Below are 13,946 nucleotides of genomic sequence, written 5' to 3'. Positions count from 1 at the left end.
TTGAAGTGTTGCGACGCTTCAAGGTTCTTTTTGTTTCTAATCAATTTAGATATGGATTTCTTTATGTAAAATATGAAACTTTTGTTATTAAATGACAGTATGAAATATTGAGACATGAATCTGAGGGAGGGGTTATATTGAAAAAAGGATGGCTCGTATTACTCTGTTTGATATTGCTTACCTTATCGGGGTGTACCGTTTGGGAAAGGGCAGAAAACTTCTTTTCACAAAACGACGAAACGATTAAAAATAAGACGATCAAGATTGGTCAAGATGATCAGGTCAAGATCGTTCCGCTCTATACGCAATACAATCAGTACTTAGAAGAAGCGATGCAGACAGGGAACTCAGACGACAACACGAACAGTTACCTAAAACATGTCTTAGGTTACATCGATGAAATTGGTGAGCAACAGAATCTTGATCTAACATATATGAAAAGTTACTTTATGCTACAAGCAACTGAGTATAAAGAACAATTACTAAGTCGGACGAAAGAGCTGATGAAACAAGATACAGAGATCAAAACAATCATTGAAAAAAGTTACACTGCTTCACATCGGGCATTACCAAAGCAAACGAATACGATATTCATCGTGCCTGTTAACACGGAATTCATGCAGCGTATGGATGTCATGGGAGGGGTCGCAGGATTGGCAACTAGAGATTGCTTCATGCTATTCCTTACCGCTGACTACGATCAGAAAATGTTAGATTATGCGGTAGCCCATGAATATCATCATACTGCTTTGTATGATCGGATGAAGCTAGATACATCCTTAGAAGATGAAGCTAGTCCACTGATCCATTCACTCCTTCTTGAAGGAAAAGCGGATCAGTTCGCGAAACACGTCGTTAAAGGAGTGACACCAGCTTGGGTCGAGCCATTAGAAGAAGAGACGAAACAGCGTGTTTTACGTTTAATGAAAAATGGTGAGTTAACGCAAGATGATATCATGGACGGAAATAAGGATAAGGATGTACCTTTGTGGAGTATGTACCGATTAGGTAAAGATATCATGGACGCCTATCTTGAAAAACATCCCTCGGAATCGATAGTAGATTGGACGACTCAAGACGCGGAAACAATCTTGAAGGATTACAAATATAAAAACGATCTTTTTGATTCAAAATAATGTAAAAAATGGTATTATGTATAGGGAAGCAACCTATCACTAACAGGAATATTATTTCTTTCAAAACTGTAATGAAGTATTCTTTTGAAGTGGATTCATCTTAAACGCAATACGTCCGGATTTCCTATGACTTAGGACATCCGGACGTATTTTTTAGAAGACATCATTTAAGCGAGTGAACGGATCACGTTTGACATGGCAGGGGAGACAGGATGAATCTGTTCGATGTAATCGAGGATCACTAGTGCAGCCGTTTTATTATGCGAATAGCCTGGCATCATCTCTGAGAATCGGTTGACCATTTCTGGGAAACGTTGCTCAATCCGACGTTCCGGAGCAAACGGATCAACAGATGTCGCTTCCTCTTTTTCAAATGAGGACAGAACGTGTAACAATTGACCAACGGCAAATTGTTGAATCAAACGGAAGGCTGATAATGTTTCACCACGTGCTTCGCGACAGAGCCCGACATATAGGTTCGTCAGTGCTTCATGGATGGCGTAATCGACGGATGGATGTTCGCTCGAACTGTTACGTGGTTGTGGGACTAAGCGTTCAAACGCGTCGAAGGAAGGATCGCACCACACGATACGACCAGCGGAAAATGCAATTTCAGAAAGTTCATCTAGTTCGAAGATCGCGAATTCGGCGTAGATACCGTCGTCAAACATGACTTTATGTCCATCCTGCGTATTTTGAAATTGAAAGTGTAAAGGGTATGTGTTTTCTAACCAGTCGAGTTGCTCGATGAATCGAGCCTTTTTACCGGGCTTTGCGATGACGAAAAAGTCTAAGTCCGAATAGTCATCGAGTCGTTCAAGTTCTTGACCGACTGAACCTAGTCCGAGCAGGACAAGCGCATCATCTGTTTGTGCAATCGTTTGCCCAATTGCGTCTAATCGTTCCAATAATACGTCTCTATGTGTCATCTCTGTTACTCCCTCTTTATGGTGTTTATATGTAAAAATTGCGGACACCTCATTAGGGAAGCGTCCGCGAGTGTCGGTAGGGCGATCAAAAATGATCGCTTTGCATCTTATGGAGCAATTGGTCGAACGTCTCGTGGTCCTTTGATGTAAAGGCACGGAAATAACGATCATCAATCTCTTCGATCTCGGGAGCTGACGTTTGAATCAGCGCTGCACCATCTTCCGTCAAGAGAATCCGTTTTTCCCGGTTGATTCGTTTTCGGATGACGAGGTGTTCCGCGAGTAACTTCTTCACCGTTTGCGAAATGGCACCGCTTGAGAGTTCGAGCGTTCGTTCAAGTGATTTTTGTGTCGCACTCTCTTGATGATACAAGGTCATTAATAAATCGAATTGGGATTTTGAGAGTCCTTTTGGTTTCAATACATCGTTGACTTCTTTCGAATAACGAGAATGGATCCGCTGAATGGCGTTCCAATGTTGCATTGAAGATTCGAATGTGAAGGTCATGATTTTTCCTCCTCTTCTGTCATGCAGGGTTGAGCTTATCGAAGAAACGGATTAATTCTTCCTGTTGTCGAGCCGTCAAAGCGGCGAATTGTTCCTGTTGAAAACGTTCATAGGCGGGCAACACTTCTTGCAGAATGGCTGTTCCTTTTTCCGTCAAGAGCAAATAGTTCGTCTTCCATTTGCGTTTGCGGGTGATAAGTTGCCGATCGAATAAGCGTTTGATTCCGTGTGAAATCGTGCCATCGGTCACTTGGATCCGTTCAGCGATTTCCTTCTGGCTCGTGCATGAGGTCGTCTGTAGGCAACGCAATACTTCAAGATTCGTATGGGAGAGATCCCACTGTTTCAAGAAAGCATTGACGCGCTTGATTTGTTGATTATGATACGTCGAAATCGTATGCCAGCATGTCATGGGGTATGTCTCTGTCATTATTGTCATGAGGAACCTCTTAAATGTAGAATGTACTGCTGATGAATTACTTTTACCATACCATATTAAAAATATGTAGTGCTACTAGTTTGAACGTAAACCCATCACTTCCCATCATTACCTAGGAACTGTACAAAAAAAGACCTGAACGTGTCAGGTCGGTTCAGGAAGGAATCCCATTCGAAAGCGTGAGATAGGAATCCGTTAACTGGAATCCATATTTCGTAAAACATTGATCTGAGACGCGTCCTTGTAAGGTGATTGTCGCATAATCGCCACGAATCGCGTAATGAGTGTACTTTTTTTCGATGTCATGAATCAACGACTCAAGTAACAGACCACGCTCGCCGAGTCCTTCTTCCCGAACGTTGATCTCAAGTAAACAGAATGTACCGTATTCGGTGAGGGATGTGCGCTCCGTTCGTTCATGAAGCACGGTTAAGAACGAACGTTTTGAAATAAGGGATCGACTATGGGGTGGTTCTAGAATCGTGACGTAATAACTGAGAGCTGGTGGACGTAAATTACGCGTGACTTCGACGACTTGCCGCTGATTGTTGTACGCGAGACCAACGAATTGTTCCTGCGGATGATGCGGCACGGTCAGTCCTTCTTGCTCACAAACGGTTTGCCACTCGGCTTCTGGAATCCAGACAGCCTCTTCGGTTTTCGCTAAAGCTTTAAAGAACTTCACGTTAAACGGATGACCTCCTATAGGGTATGTAAAATGACTATTCCTATCATGCCTGATGGCCAGACAAAAAACGAGTTACAATCTGACGACAAATGCTCTTCCTTTGCTATAAGTATACCGTGAAATTTCATTTTAAAACAGACTACACCTGAATGAATTGACTGTCTATACTGAATGTATCCAGTCAGGAGGCGAGCATATGAAACCAGTCGAAGGTCCGTTTTTCCATGGCACGAAAGCCACGTTGCAAATCGGTGACAAATTGAAACCAGGGCATGCATCGAATTTTCGTGAACGACCGCTCCAGCACGTCTATTTCACGGCAACACTTGATGCAGCGAAGTGGGGCGCGGAGCTCGCACAATCTGACGCTCCGGAACGTATCTACCTCGTTGAGCCACTCGGAGCGTATGAGGATGATCCGAACTTGACGAACAAACGGTTCCCAGGCAATCCGACCCGGTCGTATCGTTCGACGGAACCCGTGAAGATCATCGCTGAACTCGGAACGTGGGAACGGCATACAGACCAGGAGATTGAGAAGATGAAAGCATCCCTGCAGCGGTTACGCGCAGAAGGGAAGGATACAATCATCGACTAAACGAACGGGGGAGAAGACTTGCCTGAATATGATTTTAAATCGATCCAACCGACGAACAACGTCATTGATCAATTATTAGTTAATCACTTACATGCCATCCGCCTGAATCAAGACGACGAGCGATGGATCACGATCCTCGAAGATCCATTCGTTCCACCCATTGAAACGATTGTTGGAGTCTATTGTGTCTACCGAAAATCAATTCTTGATCTGTTGCAAGGTAGGATTGCCTCCATCGAATCGTATGACTTTCAGAATGCATCTGCGAACGACAAACTCATGACAGTAGAAGGCGTCGATGGAGTGCTTGATATGGCGACATTCGTCGTCATCGCATCAGAAGACGATACCTATATGTCTCACTACTTCATCGGCAGTGAGGCAGAGAAACTTAATTCGATCTTAAATGTATGCTTTGGTCATCCGAATTTGATTGACGATCAATCGACGGAACGTTCCATCAAACGCTTCGAGCAGGATGTTTTGATCGTTGAAAAGATGGGATTCATGAAATTGCTTCGAAATGAATAGAGAAACGAATTGAATGTAAGATAAGCACTACCACGTATTTTTTTGTCAGAATGTACTGCAAGGTGAAGATGGAATGGTACAATATGTAAAAAGGGGGCGTTTATATGTCTCGCTTCAAACAAGAAAAGAAACAACCACTCGATCATCTCCGCGATGGTGTCGATCAAGGTCTCGGTAGTGCCGTACCCCGTGGGCAAAACGACGGAATGCGTGGTCTAGAGATGCTCGCGGTGCTTGTTGTCCTCGGTGGAGGATATCTACTGTATCAATGGTTCATGTAATGTAAAACGCATCATCCTGTATAGGACGATGCGTTTCATTATGTATTCATGTATTATTGAAGTTCTTTCTTGATTTTTCGAAGTGAGATACGAGATAAGACCCATTCAACCAACTGCATCGCTAGGAACGCACAACAAAACTTAACAGGGATCTCCATCCATCCCATTAGATCATGTGGCAAACCATCATGAACCGTCGTGATAATCGATAAGAATAAGCTGATCAACAAATGTTCTAACGTGTGTTTTCTCATTTTCTTCTCAAAGGATGTCTCATCATAAATATCTTGATCGTATACTCCAGCGAACGCCATTCGAATGATGCCATACACAAGATATGCTCCTATTATGAAAAAGCTAAACCCCCACTCAGCCAGCGGACGATCTAACACCATCCCGCGTACGATGATATCGAGTATCGCTATGCAGAAGACGAAGATTCCTGCTTCGAAAAACACTTTTGTCCCCTGTTGTTGAACCCGTTCATCCGTTTCTTTTTTAATACCAAAGAATTCTAACCACTTACTCATGCTGTTCCTCCCAAAATAATGTATTTAAATCCGTTTCTAAGGCGTGTGCGATGTCTAAACAAAGTCGAAGACTCGGATTGAACTTATTCGCTTCAATCAAGGCAATCGTTTGTCGTGTGACATGTACTTTCTCTGCTAGTTGACCTTGTGTTAAGCCTTGCTGCATGCGAAGTTGTTTCATCGGACTCAACGATGTAGACATATCTATCCACTCCTTCACAAATATTCCCTTAGCTATTATGTCATATATAGATGACATATGCAATGTATATATTGCAAAAAAACATCGCCCCTCATGAGGACGATGCTTCTTTTTGTTCGATTTCACTGACGATATCATCCAGTGTGACGTGAGCGAGCACCTTTTCAAGAGCAGATTGCGCAAGCTCAAAGATTGGTGTGACCGTCGATTGGATGTTTCGTCCAACCGGGCAATCTGGGTTCGGTGCGGCATGGACGCCGAACAGTTCCTTGTCCGGTACGACAGCGACGGCTTGATAAACGTCAAGTAGCGTGATGCGAGATAACGGGCGTGCGAGTCGCGCACCGGCGACACCCGGGCGGACCTCAATCAGATCGGCTTTTTTGAGCATGCTCATGATTTTACGGATGACGACCGGATTCGTATTGACGCTGCCAGCAATCAAGTCGGATGTCATCTTCTCGTCGGTCGCGATCAACGAGAGAATATGGATGCCGACGGAAAAACGTGTACTGATAGCCAACGGATGATCCTCCTTCTTAAAAACATTGTTCTCTCATTATACGTCGTATTGTTCATTTGGCAAGAAACGGGGAATAGGAACAACACGGTTGACAAACAAAGTGATTGTAACTATATTGGTTACATGTAATCAAAGTAGTTACATATCAAAAGGAGGAATCATCATGAACATCGGAATCATCGGCGCAACAGGAAAAGCAGGACAATTGATTTTACAAGAAGCAATCACACGCGGGCATGACGTCACGGCAATCGTCCGTAACGCAGCAAAAGTGACCGCAGACGTCACGATTCTCGAGCGCGATGTGCTCGCGCTGACGAAAGACGACTTGAACGGGTTTGACGCAATCGTCAATGCGTTTAACGCAGCACCGGGTGAGGAAACGAAACATATCGAAGTCGGTCGTCATTTAATCAACGTGTTAGCAGGAAGCAAGACACGACTATTCGTAGTCGGTGGCGCGGGAAGTCTATTCGTCGATGCTGAGCATAATGTACGTGTCATGGAAACACCGGATTTCCCGGAAGCGTATTATCCGACAGCTTCGAACATGGGGAAAAACTTGATCGAACTGCAAGGGCAGCAAGACGTGACATGGACGTATCTCAGCCCCGCTGGATTCTTTGATCCGAGCGGTCAACGTACAGGAGCGTATACAGTCGGCGGTGAGCAGATGATTTTAAACGCAAAAGGGGAAAGCTACATCAGTTACGCGGATTACGCTATCGCTGTAGTCGATGAGCTTGAAAACGCGCAACATCTCAACGAACGGTTCTCGGTCGTTGGCGAACAAGGGTGATGGTGTAAGACCGACTTACGTAGTCGGTCTTTTTTAATGGGCGGAGCGAGAGATACAGCGGAGGACGGATGGCATAATAGCATGGTTTGTTTAATATGAGGATAGAAACGACTAAAGGAGTATAAATCATGATGCGACGAGTTTTTAGTATCATCAGTCTGTTAGCTGTCTTGATCGTCTGTACGACATCTGCGCAACCGTCCCGGTTCGAACGTTCGGAACCGGTCGCGACGATCGATGATCATTACGAGGGACAAATCAATTGGCCGAGTGAAAGCGATCCGTTGATAGAACTTCACGCCAAACCGTGATGTACATACTGCCGACTTTAAAAGCCCGTCTCCTTCAAGAAGACGGGCTTTTTGGTGACGTTAGATGACAGTCATTGCGTTCAAGAAGACGAAGAAGAACGTAACGCCGCTCGTCAAAATCAAAAAGGGGAGGACGATCAGTAATTCAAGGTGCGGACGAACGCCGTGGTAGAACAGAAAGAACAGTGTCAAAAAGGCGGTCGTGATCGTCACCGCAAGTGTGGCAATCAATTGATGAAGGGGTTCGACGAACGGAATAAGAGATGATCCAGTGATCGTATCGAAGGTGAAACCGAAGGATAATAAAATGAGTAAGTACAGAATTGATTTTTGACGAAACATGCGGCATGTCTCCTTTACTGAACGATACATTCAGTATAGTACCTAGCCTGTCATTCTTACCTAACAAAAATGTAAGAATGTGGCTGATTTTAAACAGTTGGTTCCTTCTTGTATAGTAATGTCAAACGTGTCATCAAAAAATAGAGGAAGGCAGCGCTACTCGCGATTGCCTGAAAATAGAGCGGTTGAAACAGACCATCGAATACGATTAATAAGATTCCACCAATGAGGAAGGCGATGCCTTGATTTAAGAAGAGGTGTGATGTCCAAGCAAGTGGACGCGTTTGGAAGCTGAAGTAACGGATCGCGTCAGTCAGGATGCCACCGACCGTGATGACAATCATAAACGACAGTAATGTCTCAAAAACACCTGAATAATACCCAGCGTCCGTCTCGGGCATGAGCCGCGGTGACGACGGGAGATGTTGATACAGCATTAAAAAAATCCAGTTAGTCATCAGTAGTCGAAATGACAGACGGATCATGGTGTTCCTCCTTCCCGGTTTTCATGATGATAAACAGTCGAGAAATCAGTACATAGGTCAATGCGGTACATACGTTAGTAAACACTAATGTTAAGGGCAGTGGAGTCAAGACAGAAGTCACGCCAGCCAGGATACAAGCGCTTCCGATATGGATGTACAGCTGAGACATCCAAGGCAGAGACCGTTTTGAAAACAGAAAAGAACAGACGACTTCAGCAAGTACGATGCCACTGACGAAAAGTAAAAGAAATGCATCCGTGTGAGTATCCATCAGCTGTTCCATTCGAGATGCGTTCGGAACAAAACTTGCCATCGATCCTGATAGCATGGAGAATAACCAGTAACTGAGTCCGATTCGGAAAAGCCAGCCGGAAAGGGACCGATACGACTCTGGATATTTCCGTGACATTTCGGAAACGAGGAAATAGATTAACGCCACACCACAACAGATTAGGACGAAATTGCTTGAAAAAGAATGATCCAAGACAAAAGGAATCAAAACAAGACTGAACAAAAGTGCGAACGCCTGATTGATGATAAGACGTATCATGAAATGGTTTGCTAATGATCGAGTGAAGTAGAACAGACCACTAGATAGCAATGACCCTATCAGAATGATGGGTCCTGCGTAAACGAATCCGATCAAAAAGGCGGTCATGAAAGAAAGCTCGTCTTCGCCTAAAATCATTAGAGTTATTTGAGTGACCGATGCGTATAGAAAGGCAATCAAAATGGTTGAAAGAAATACGCGCGACATGTGCTGCATTCAAGAAAGACCCACTTTCCATATATTAGTATTTTCAGTATACGATAGCGTATACTTGTTGCGTAATATTTTTTACCATTATGTAATCTAGTGGAAAGAGGGTTACACAGGGGGATAGTAAGGAACATTATACCATCGACTCGTTGTGTCGAAGGAAAGGATATCATCATGCGGGAACGTAAATTGTTCTTGATCGGGCTCATCTTGACGGCCAGTTACGTCTTACCCCTAATCCTGTTTGGACAGGATAGCCACGTTCGCATCCACGACAATCTGGATTCAAATGTCGTTTGGTATAAGTGGTTAGTCGAGACGAATAGTGTGCACGCAGGGATTGGGGCGACGGTTCCCGGTTTGATGAGTGGAGTCGTCTCACGCAACGCGTTCGTCAGTTCCTTTTCAGGCATCATCTGGTTCTATGAATGGTTTTCTCCGTTTACGGCGTATGTCTTCAGTCAACTCGTCGTGCGATTTGTTGCTTTCATTGGGATGTTTCTCTTACTGCGAGATTATGGGCGAAACCGACTACCGCTGTACGTCGTTGTCTGGTGTGCGGTCTTATTTTCCTGGACGCCATTTTGGCCGTCCGGGATGCTCAGTACGCTTGGAATGCCGCTTTTGCTTTGGGCATATTGGAACCTGTGGCATCAGCAAAAACGACGCGTCAGTCTGCTCGTGCTCTTTCTGGTCCCGTTTTATTCCAGCTTTGTCTTAGGAATCTGTTTTTTCTTATGTCTTCTCGCCATCTATCATGCCAGCAAAGAGATTCGTGCGCGCGCCTTCCATCGTCTGTTTTGGGTGGCATTCATCGGTCAGACGCTACTCTATCTGCTCATTGAATATCGACTGGTCTACTCACTTTTATGGGAAAGTGAACCAACGAGCCGAGAAGACTTTGAAGAAGGGCGAAACGGACTGCCGGCAACGATGCGGCTGGTGCTGAAGCACCTTGTACTCGGACACACGCATGACCGGGCTGCGCAAGCACCGATTCTGTTGTTGACGATCGGAGTGGTCGTCATCTTGTCTTGGCGTCAGAAAGGTCAACTCCCGCGACGGATTCGTCGATTGACATATCTGTTGATTGGATTGTCCATCTGGTATGCCGGTTGGTTTTATATAGGGTGGAATCCACTGAAGGACCAAATCAGTCTATTGCGGACATTCAACTTCTCGCGCTTTCATTTTTTACAACCGATGATTTGGTATGGTGTCTTTTTCTTGTCCCTGGAATGGCTCTGGCTTCATGTAAAACGCCGGTGGGTGAAACGGCTGTTGATGGCACAAACCATCGTTCTTTTGCTTTGGCATCCGGAAATCATCTATCGGAACGAACCGAGCTATCGCGCCTTTTATGCGACAAATCAGTTTGACGCAATCAAACGTGAGATTGATCGTCCGACATCAACGTATCGCGTTGCCTCACTCGGGTTTCATCCAGCGATTGCCCAGTACAATGGACTGCAGACGATCGACGGATACGTCAATTTTTATCCGCTCTCCTATAAGCGGCAGTTTCGTCGCATCATTGAAGGAGAATTAAATAAGAGTCCAACGTTACGTCGTTATTACGACACATGGGGAAACCGCGTGTATGTGTTCTCCGCAACACTTGGAAAAGATGACATGATGACGTCTGATCGTCCGAAAACGATTGATGATTTACAGCTCAATACACGTCAAATGAAGCGGATGGGGGCATCGTATCTGATTTCTGCCGTGACGATCAAAGATGCTCGTCAAAAAGGGTTCGTCCGCATCAAAACATTTCGTGATCCTCAATCGGCATGGACACTTCGACTATATCGGATTCGTTAAGAGGAGGAAGAAACGATGCAAATGTATGAAACTCCAACAGTTGCTTTCATCATTCCGTGTTATAACGAAACGGATGTGTTGCCGCTCACGATTCGAACGTTGCAGTCGTTACTCATGCAGTGGAAAGAGGAGCGGTTGATTGCTCACGATTCGTTCGTCTTATTCGTTGATGATGGTAGTAAGGATGCGACATGGGCGTGTATCACTGCAATCCATGAACAAGACGATCAGTTCCATGGTCTGAAGCTTGCCCATAATGTCGGACATCAACAGGCATTATTTGGTGGTCTGAAGGAAAGTCGGACGCAAGCCGAGTGTTTCATCTCACTCGATGCTGATTTACAGGATGATTTAGGCATCGTTCCCGCTTTCTTGGAGCAGTTTCATGTCGGTCATGACATTGTCTACGGAGTACGAGCGGATCGCTCGTCTGACAGTTGGTTCAAACGGACCAGCGCTGAAGGATTTTATAGCGTCATGAGCGGACTTGGTGTCGAGACGATACCGGATCATGCCGATTACCGTTTGATGAGTAGACGCTCCGTCGAGACGTTATGTGATTTTCCGGAACGCAATCTGTTTTTACGGGGGATCGTTCCGACACTCGGATTCAAGACGGCGACGGTATCGTATCAACGCCAACGACGCCAAGCGGGGGAATCAAAATATCCGCTACGAAAAATGCTACATCTCGCATGGGACGGTATCACTTCCTTTAGTGTCCGCCCGATCAAGCTATTATTTCTTATCTCCGTGTTAATGCTGATCGTCTCAATCGGGTTCGTCGGGTATGCCTTTTATCGGGAAATGATTGGGGAGACAATCAATGGCTGGACCTCTTTAATGATGTCGATTTGGTTTATCGGTGGGTTACAACTGTTTGGGATCGGCTTGATTGGTGAATACATCGGTAAGATTTATCAGGAAGTCAAGCGGCGTCCCCGGTACGTCGTCGAGGAAAAACGCCAATGATTGCGACGTTCGGACGTTTTCTCCTTGTCGGTATCATCAATACGATCGTCGGACTTGCCATCACGTTATTTCTGTATCATTTCATGCGAGTTGGCTACTGGGGTGCGACGGCAATCGGAAACGGTTGCGGTATTCTCGTCAGTTATCAGTTGAACCGACGTTTTACGTTTCGCCAGGCGACGGGCGGCTATCGCTACTGGCTTCGTTTTCTGCTCGTCGTCGTGCTGAGTTACCTAATTGCTTATCGCGTGAGCCTAGTCATCGTTCATCATCTGTTTCCGACACTTTCCGAAACGATCGCCATCTTGATCGGGATGATCTTATACACAGGGTTGAACTTTATCGGACAGTCGGTTTGGGTATTTGATGAGAACTCAAAACAGACGCCCGGTCCACGTTGAGGGAGCGGGCGTCTGTTGATGTCAGAAGACTTTGTACCAGTATAGTGTCCAATCGATGTGTGGATTCGCGAATTGTTTCAGCGTATCGACACCCCCAAGCTTGAATCCGTGACGTACATAAAACCGACAAGCGATCACGTTATCATGCTGGGCTTCTAGCGATAGACCGACTAACTGTTTTTCCTTCGCCCATTGTGTGGCGGCGTCGAGAAGCTGTTGACCGATACCATGCTGACGATAGTCACTTCGGACAGCGATGTTTTCGATATAAGCGAATCGGTTCCAGTCCCGGTGCATTCGAATCTGTCCGACGCACGACGGACCGGAAAACGCGAGCAGGACGATTCGGTCCGCACTATCGATATAGGACGTCCAGTCGAGCTGGTCATCCGGAAAGCGAATCGACTGCGGTCGATCGAAGAGCTGTTCTTCATACGACCATTCACCATCGATGAACTGAGGCGAAATGAATCCGATGACGGGAAAGGCATCGTTTGCATCATTGACGACAGTGACTGTCGACGAATCAAGCGGACGGATGCTGATCGTTAGTGGATTTGACATATAGACCTCCGTTTTCTATGTCGAGATGCGTCAGCGTGTGTAGACCATTTGACCACCGAGGTGACCGGCGTAAGCGAGAAGTCCACTGCCGATTAACGCAACAATCAGGCTGACTGCCAACCAGGCTTTTCCTTTTGAACGATAGCTAAGTAATAGGAATAACAACGAAATGCCAAATGTAATCAGGCTGTATAAAGCAAAGTTCTCATGTTGATGGATATCAGCTCGCTCCAAATTCCACTTGTCGATTCCGAATTCTTCGGCGCCATCCCCTGTAATGTAGGCGACGATACCGGAGAGTAATCCAACGATGAGCGTGATTAAGGCGAACAACTTGAGTCGTGTCCACTGCAGTGAACACAGCAGTAGTAAGGTCGCGAATAACAACAGTCCGATCGGTGCATGCACGACAAGCGGGTGTAACGGGATACCATTAAGCATAAAAAGAACCTCCTTCAATGAGTTAGGAGCATTCTACCAAATATTAGAAGGAGACAAGTTTCATTTTTAAACAACAGGGTCATGCATCATTGCTTGCGATGTAACACGCGTCGAAGACCAAAAAGGAGAATTACGATGACAAGTATGACCCAAGAGGCGTGACGCATGACGAGATGGGCAATCAAGGACCAGCGTTCTCCGAGCAAAACGCCACTCCACATGAACAAGAGAGACCAGATCAGAAATGAAACACTCGTGAGTCCTGCAAACGTCAAGAAGCGGATCCGTAAAAATCCAGCGAGACAGGCAAACAACGTCTTCCAAAGCGGGGAAAGCAATAAATAATAAGTTCCTTTCTGATGAAAACGATCTTCAAACTGTGTCAATCGCTCACTGAAAGTTGGGAACATCCGTGCCAAACGAGATCGGACGGGTGGTCCACCTAAGTATGCAATCGCATACAGCATACTCTGGGAAGCGACGAACGCAAGATTTGCGATGAGGAGCATTGGTAAAAAAGCGACGTTTTGAATCGAAACGAGATATCCGGCATACGCTAAGATTAATTCAGTAGGAATAAAATGAGCGAACAACGCAAAGATGATTCCAAGATAGCGGTACTGCTCCATCAGTTGTTGCCAGTGCATCTAGCATCCCTCCTTTAATAGTTCTTTTCCGTTTC

Annotated in this window: 22 protein-coding genes; 9 read left to right on the top strand and 13 right to left on the bottom strand. The window is 45.4% G+C overall.

From position 1 onward, the window contains the following. The first annotated feature begins 137 nt into the window (after positions 1–137). On the top strand, positions 138–1,136 hold the full coding sequence (locus EXG77_RS08740) for a DUF2268 domain-containing protein (protein ID WP_035397605.1): 999 nt from the start codon (positions 138–140) through the stop codon (positions 1,134–1,136). 167 nt (positions 1,137–1,303) lie between these two features. Here the strand turns inward: EXG77_RS08740 and EXG77_RS08735 are convergent, their stop codons facing one another. The 4 genes from EXG77_RS08735 to EXG77_RS08720 all read right to left on the bottom strand — a co-directional run bounded on the left by EXG77_RS08735 (position 1,304) and on the right by EXG77_RS08720 (position 3,697). Further along, a complete protein-coding gene (locus tag EXG77_RS08735; RefSeq protein ID WP_035397602.1) occupies positions 1,304–2,065 on the bottom strand; it encodes a hypothetical protein in 762 nt (253 codons plus the stop codon). Between the two features lie 85 nt (positions 2,066–2,150). Beyond that, complete coding sequence (locus tag EXG77_RS08730; protein ID WP_023468160.1) at positions 2,151–2,573, bottom strand: MarR family winged helix-turn-helix transcriptional regulator; 423 nt, start codon at positions 2,571–2,573, stop codon at positions 2,151–2,153. A gap of 19 nt (positions 2,574–2,592) precedes the next feature. After that, positions 2,593–2,985 carry a MarR family winged helix-turn-helix transcriptional regulator gene (locus EXG77_RS08725; protein ID WP_052017139.1) on the bottom strand — a complete coding sequence of 131 codons (393 nt, stop codon included), beginning with the start codon at positions 2,983–2,985 and terminating at the stop codon, positions 2,593–2,595. Between the two features lie 181 nt (positions 2,986–3,166). Further along, positions 3,167–3,697, bottom strand: coding sequence for a hypothetical protein (locus EXG77_RS08720; protein WP_052017138.1), 531 nt, complete (start codon positions 3,695–3,697; stop codon positions 3,167–3,169). Positions 3,698–3,896: 199 nt separating this feature from the next. Between EXG77_RS08720 and arr the strand changes: the two genes are divergently transcribed. From arr to EXG77_RS16330, 3 genes are all read left to right on the top strand, one after another. Continuing rightward, positions 3,897–4,298, top strand: a complete 402-nt coding sequence (gene arr / locus EXG77_RS08715) for an NAD(+)--rifampin ADP-ribosyltransferase (protein ID WP_035397600.1) — start codon at positions 3,897–3,899, stop codon at positions 4,296–4,298. An 18-nt stretch (positions 4,299–4,316) separates the two neighbouring features. Continuing rightward, positions 4,317–4,829, top strand: coding sequence for a hypothetical protein (locus tag EXG77_RS08710; RefSeq protein ID WP_052017137.1), 513 nt, complete (start codon positions 4,317–4,319; stop codon positions 4,827–4,829). A 104-nt stretch (positions 4,830–4,933) separates the two neighbouring features. Further along, positions 4,934–5,110 (top strand): hypothetical protein, encoded by a 177-nt coding sequence (locus EXG77_RS16330; protein ID WP_156357191.1) that lies wholly within the window; start codon positions 4,934–4,936, stop codon positions 5,108–5,110. A 53-nt stretch (positions 5,111–5,163) separates the two neighbouring features. On the opposite strand, the gene EXG77_RS08705 is transcribed toward EXG77_RS16330, so the two are convergent. The 3 genes from EXG77_RS08705 to EXG77_RS08695 all read right to left on the bottom strand — a co-directional run bounded on the left by EXG77_RS08705 (position 5,164) and on the right by EXG77_RS08695 (position 6,365). Continuing rightward, complete coding sequence (locus tag EXG77_RS08705) at positions 5,164–5,640, bottom strand: DUF6773 family protein (protein ID WP_035397596.1); 477 nt, start codon at positions 5,638–5,640, stop codon at positions 5,164–5,166. Then, a complete protein-coding gene (locus tag EXG77_RS08700) occupies positions 5,633–5,842 on the bottom strand; it encodes a helix-turn-helix transcriptional regulator (protein ID WP_023468167.1) in 210 nt (69 codons plus the stop codon). The genes EXG77_RS08705 and EXG77_RS08700 overlap by 8 nt, the downstream gene beginning before the upstream one ends. Before the next feature lie 91 nt (positions 5,843–5,933). Then, a complete protein-coding gene (locus EXG77_RS08695; protein ID WP_035397593.1) occupies positions 5,934–6,365 on the bottom strand; it encodes an Rrf2 family transcriptional regulator in 432 nt (143 codons plus the stop codon). 163 nt (positions 6,366–6,528) lie between these two features. Here EXG77_RS08695 and EXG77_RS08690 point away from each other — a divergent pair, with 163 nt between their 5' ends. Then, complete coding sequence (locus tag EXG77_RS08690) at positions 6,529–7,164, top strand: NAD(P)-dependent oxidoreductase (RefSeq protein ID WP_035397591.1); 636 nt, start codon at positions 6,529–6,531, stop codon at positions 7,162–7,164. Between the two features lie 128 nt (positions 7,165–7,292). Further along, positions 7,293–7,475 (top strand): hypothetical protein, encoded by a 183-nt coding sequence (locus tag EXG77_RS08685; protein ID WP_035397589.1) that lies wholly within the window; start codon positions 7,293–7,295, stop codon positions 7,473–7,475. A gap of 60 nt (positions 7,476–7,535) precedes the next feature. Here EXG77_RS08685 and EXG77_RS08680 read toward each other — a convergent pair whose 3' ends face one another. From EXG77_RS08680 to EXG77_RS16445, 3 genes are all read right to left on the bottom strand, one after another. Then, on the bottom strand, positions 7,536–7,817 hold the full coding sequence (locus tag EXG77_RS08680) for a hypothetical protein (RefSeq protein ID WP_035397587.1): 282 nt from the start codon (positions 7,815–7,817) through the stop codon (positions 7,536–7,538). Positions 7,818–7,906: 89 nt separating this feature from the next. After that, a complete protein-coding gene (locus EXG77_RS08675; RefSeq protein ID WP_145981732.1) occupies positions 7,907–8,275 on the bottom strand; it encodes a hypothetical protein in 369 nt (122 codons plus the stop codon). After that, positions 8,268–8,711: a hypothetical protein gene (locus tag EXG77_RS16445; RefSeq protein ID WP_145981731.1), complete on the bottom strand. Its 444-nt coding sequence runs from the start codon at positions 8,709–8,711 to the stop codon at positions 8,268–8,270. The genes EXG77_RS08675 and EXG77_RS16445 overlap by 8 nt, the downstream gene beginning before the upstream one ends. A gap of 525 nt (positions 8,712–9,236) precedes the next feature. Between EXG77_RS16445 and EXG77_RS08665 the strand changes: the two genes are divergently transcribed. The 3 genes from EXG77_RS08665 to EXG77_RS08655 are packed head-to-tail and all read left to right on the top strand — an operon-like array spanning position 9,237 to position 12,259. Beyond that, positions 9,237–10,886: a DUF6044 family protein gene (locus EXG77_RS08665; protein ID WP_035397579.1), complete on the top strand. Its 1,650-nt coding sequence runs from the start codon at positions 9,237–9,239 to the stop codon at positions 10,884–10,886. A 15-nt stretch (positions 10,887–10,901) separates the two neighbouring features. Beyond that, entirely contained in the window at positions 10,902–11,858 is a 957-nt protein-coding gene (locus EXG77_RS08660; RefSeq protein ID WP_081637393.1) for a glycosyltransferase family 2 protein, read from the top strand. Further along, on the top strand, positions 11,855–12,259 hold the full coding sequence (locus EXG77_RS08655) for a GtrA family protein (RefSeq protein WP_035397577.1): 405 nt from the start codon (positions 11,855–11,857) through the stop codon (positions 12,257–12,259). The genes EXG77_RS08660 and EXG77_RS08655 overlap by 4 nt, the downstream gene beginning before the upstream one ends. Before the next feature lie 21 nt (positions 12,260–12,280). Here EXG77_RS08655 and EXG77_RS08650 read toward each other — a convergent pair whose 3' ends face one another. The 3 genes from EXG77_RS08650 to EXG77_RS08640 all read right to left on the bottom strand — a co-directional run bounded on the left by EXG77_RS08650 (position 12,281) and on the right by EXG77_RS08640 (position 13,911). Continuing rightward, positions 12,281–12,823 (bottom strand): GNAT family N-acetyltransferase, encoded by a 543-nt coding sequence (locus EXG77_RS08650; protein WP_035397574.1) that lies wholly within the window; start codon positions 12,821–12,823, stop codon positions 12,281–12,283. 30 nt (positions 12,824–12,853) lie between these two features. Next, the gene (locus EXG77_RS08645; RefSeq protein WP_035397571.1) at positions 12,854–13,264 is read right to left on the bottom strand and encodes a DUF2231 domain-containing protein; all 411 of its coding nucleotides are present in this window, start codon (positions 13,262–13,264) and stop codon (positions 12,854–12,856) included. A gap of 86 nt (positions 13,265–13,350) precedes the next feature. Beyond that, positions 13,351–13,911 (bottom strand): DedA family protein, encoded by a 561-nt coding sequence (locus tag EXG77_RS08640; RefSeq protein ID WP_052017136.1) that lies wholly within the window; start codon positions 13,909–13,911, stop codon positions 13,351–13,353. Positions 13,912–13,946 lie beyond the last annotated feature (35 nt).

Origin of the sequence: Exiguobacterium sp. OS-77, from assembly GCF_000414195.2 — a bacterium.
In the GTDB taxonomy this organism is placed as follows: Bacteria; Bacillota; Bacilli; order Exiguobacteriales; family Exiguobacteriaceae; genus Exiguobacterium_A; species Exiguobacterium_A indicum.
The sequence above is the reverse complement of the archived record's forward strand: the minus strand, read 5'-3'. Positions and strand labels throughout refer to the sequence as shown.

Coding starts and splice junctions, on each gene's coding strand:
- EXG77_RS08735 (WP_035397602.1), bottom strand. CDS start 2,065: ATGACACATAGAGACGTATTATTGGAACGATTAGACGCAATTGGGCAA.
- EXG77_RS08730 (WP_023468160.1), bottom strand. CDS start 2,573: ATGACCTTCACATTCGAATCTTCAATGCAACATTGGAACGCCATTCAG.
- EXG77_RS08725 (WP_052017139.1), bottom strand. CDS start 2,985: ATGACATGCTGGCATACGATTTCGACGTATCATAATCAACAAATCAAG.
- arr (WP_035397600.1), top strand. CDS start 3,897: ATGAAACCAGTCGAAGGTCCGTTTTTCCATGGCACGAAAGCCACGTTG.
- EXG77_RS16330 (WP_156357191.1), top strand. CDS start 4,934: ATGTCTCGCTTCAAACAAGAAAAGAAACAACCACTCGATCATCTCCGC.
- EXG77_RS08705 (WP_035397596.1), bottom strand. CDS start 5,640: ATGAGTAAGTGGTTAGAATTCTTTGGTATTAAAAAAGAAACGGATGAA.
- EXG77_RS08700 (WP_023468167.1), bottom strand. CDS start 5,842: ATGTCTACATCGTTGAGTCCGATGAAACAACTTCGCATGCAGCAAGGC.
- EXG77_RS08690 (WP_035397591.1), top strand. CDS start 6,529: ATGAACATCGGAATCATCGGCGCAACAGGAAAAGCAGGACAATTGATT.
- EXG77_RS08685 (WP_035397589.1), top strand. CDS start 7,293: ATGATGCGACGAGTTTTTAGTATCATCAGTCTGTTAGCTGTCTTGATC.
- EXG77_RS08680 (WP_035397587.1), bottom strand. CDS start 7,817: ATGTTTCGTCAAAAATCAATTCTGTACTTACTCATTTTATTATCCTTC.
- EXG77_RS08675 (WP_145981732.1), bottom strand. CDS start 8,275: ATGACTAACTGGATTTTTTTAATGCTGTATCAACATCTCCCGTCGTCA.
- EXG77_RS16445 (WP_145981731.1), bottom strand. CDS start 8,711: ATGTCACGGAAATATCCAGAGTCGTATCGGTCCCTTTCCGGCTGGCTT.
- EXG77_RS08665 (WP_035397579.1), top strand. CDS start 9,237: ATGCGGGAACGTAAATTGTTCTTGATCGGGCTCATCTTGACGGCCAGT.
- EXG77_RS08660 (WP_081637393.1), top strand. CDS start 10,902: ATGCAAATGTATGAAACTCCAACAGTTGCTTTCATCATTCCGTGTTAT.
- EXG77_RS08655 (WP_035397577.1), top strand. CDS start 11,855: ATGATTGCGACGTTCGGACGTTTTCTCCTTGTCGGTATCATCAATACG.
- EXG77_RS08650 (WP_035397574.1), bottom strand. CDS start 12,823: ATGTCAAATCCACTAACGATCAGCATCCGTCCGCTTGATTCGTCGACA.
- EXG77_RS08645 (WP_035397571.1), bottom strand. CDS start 13,264: ATGCTTAATGGTATCCCGTTACACCCGCTTGTCGTGCATGCACCGATC.
- EXG77_RS08640 (WP_052017136.1), bottom strand. CDS start 13,911: ATGCACTGGCAACAACTGATGGAGCAGTACCGCTATCTTGGAATCATC.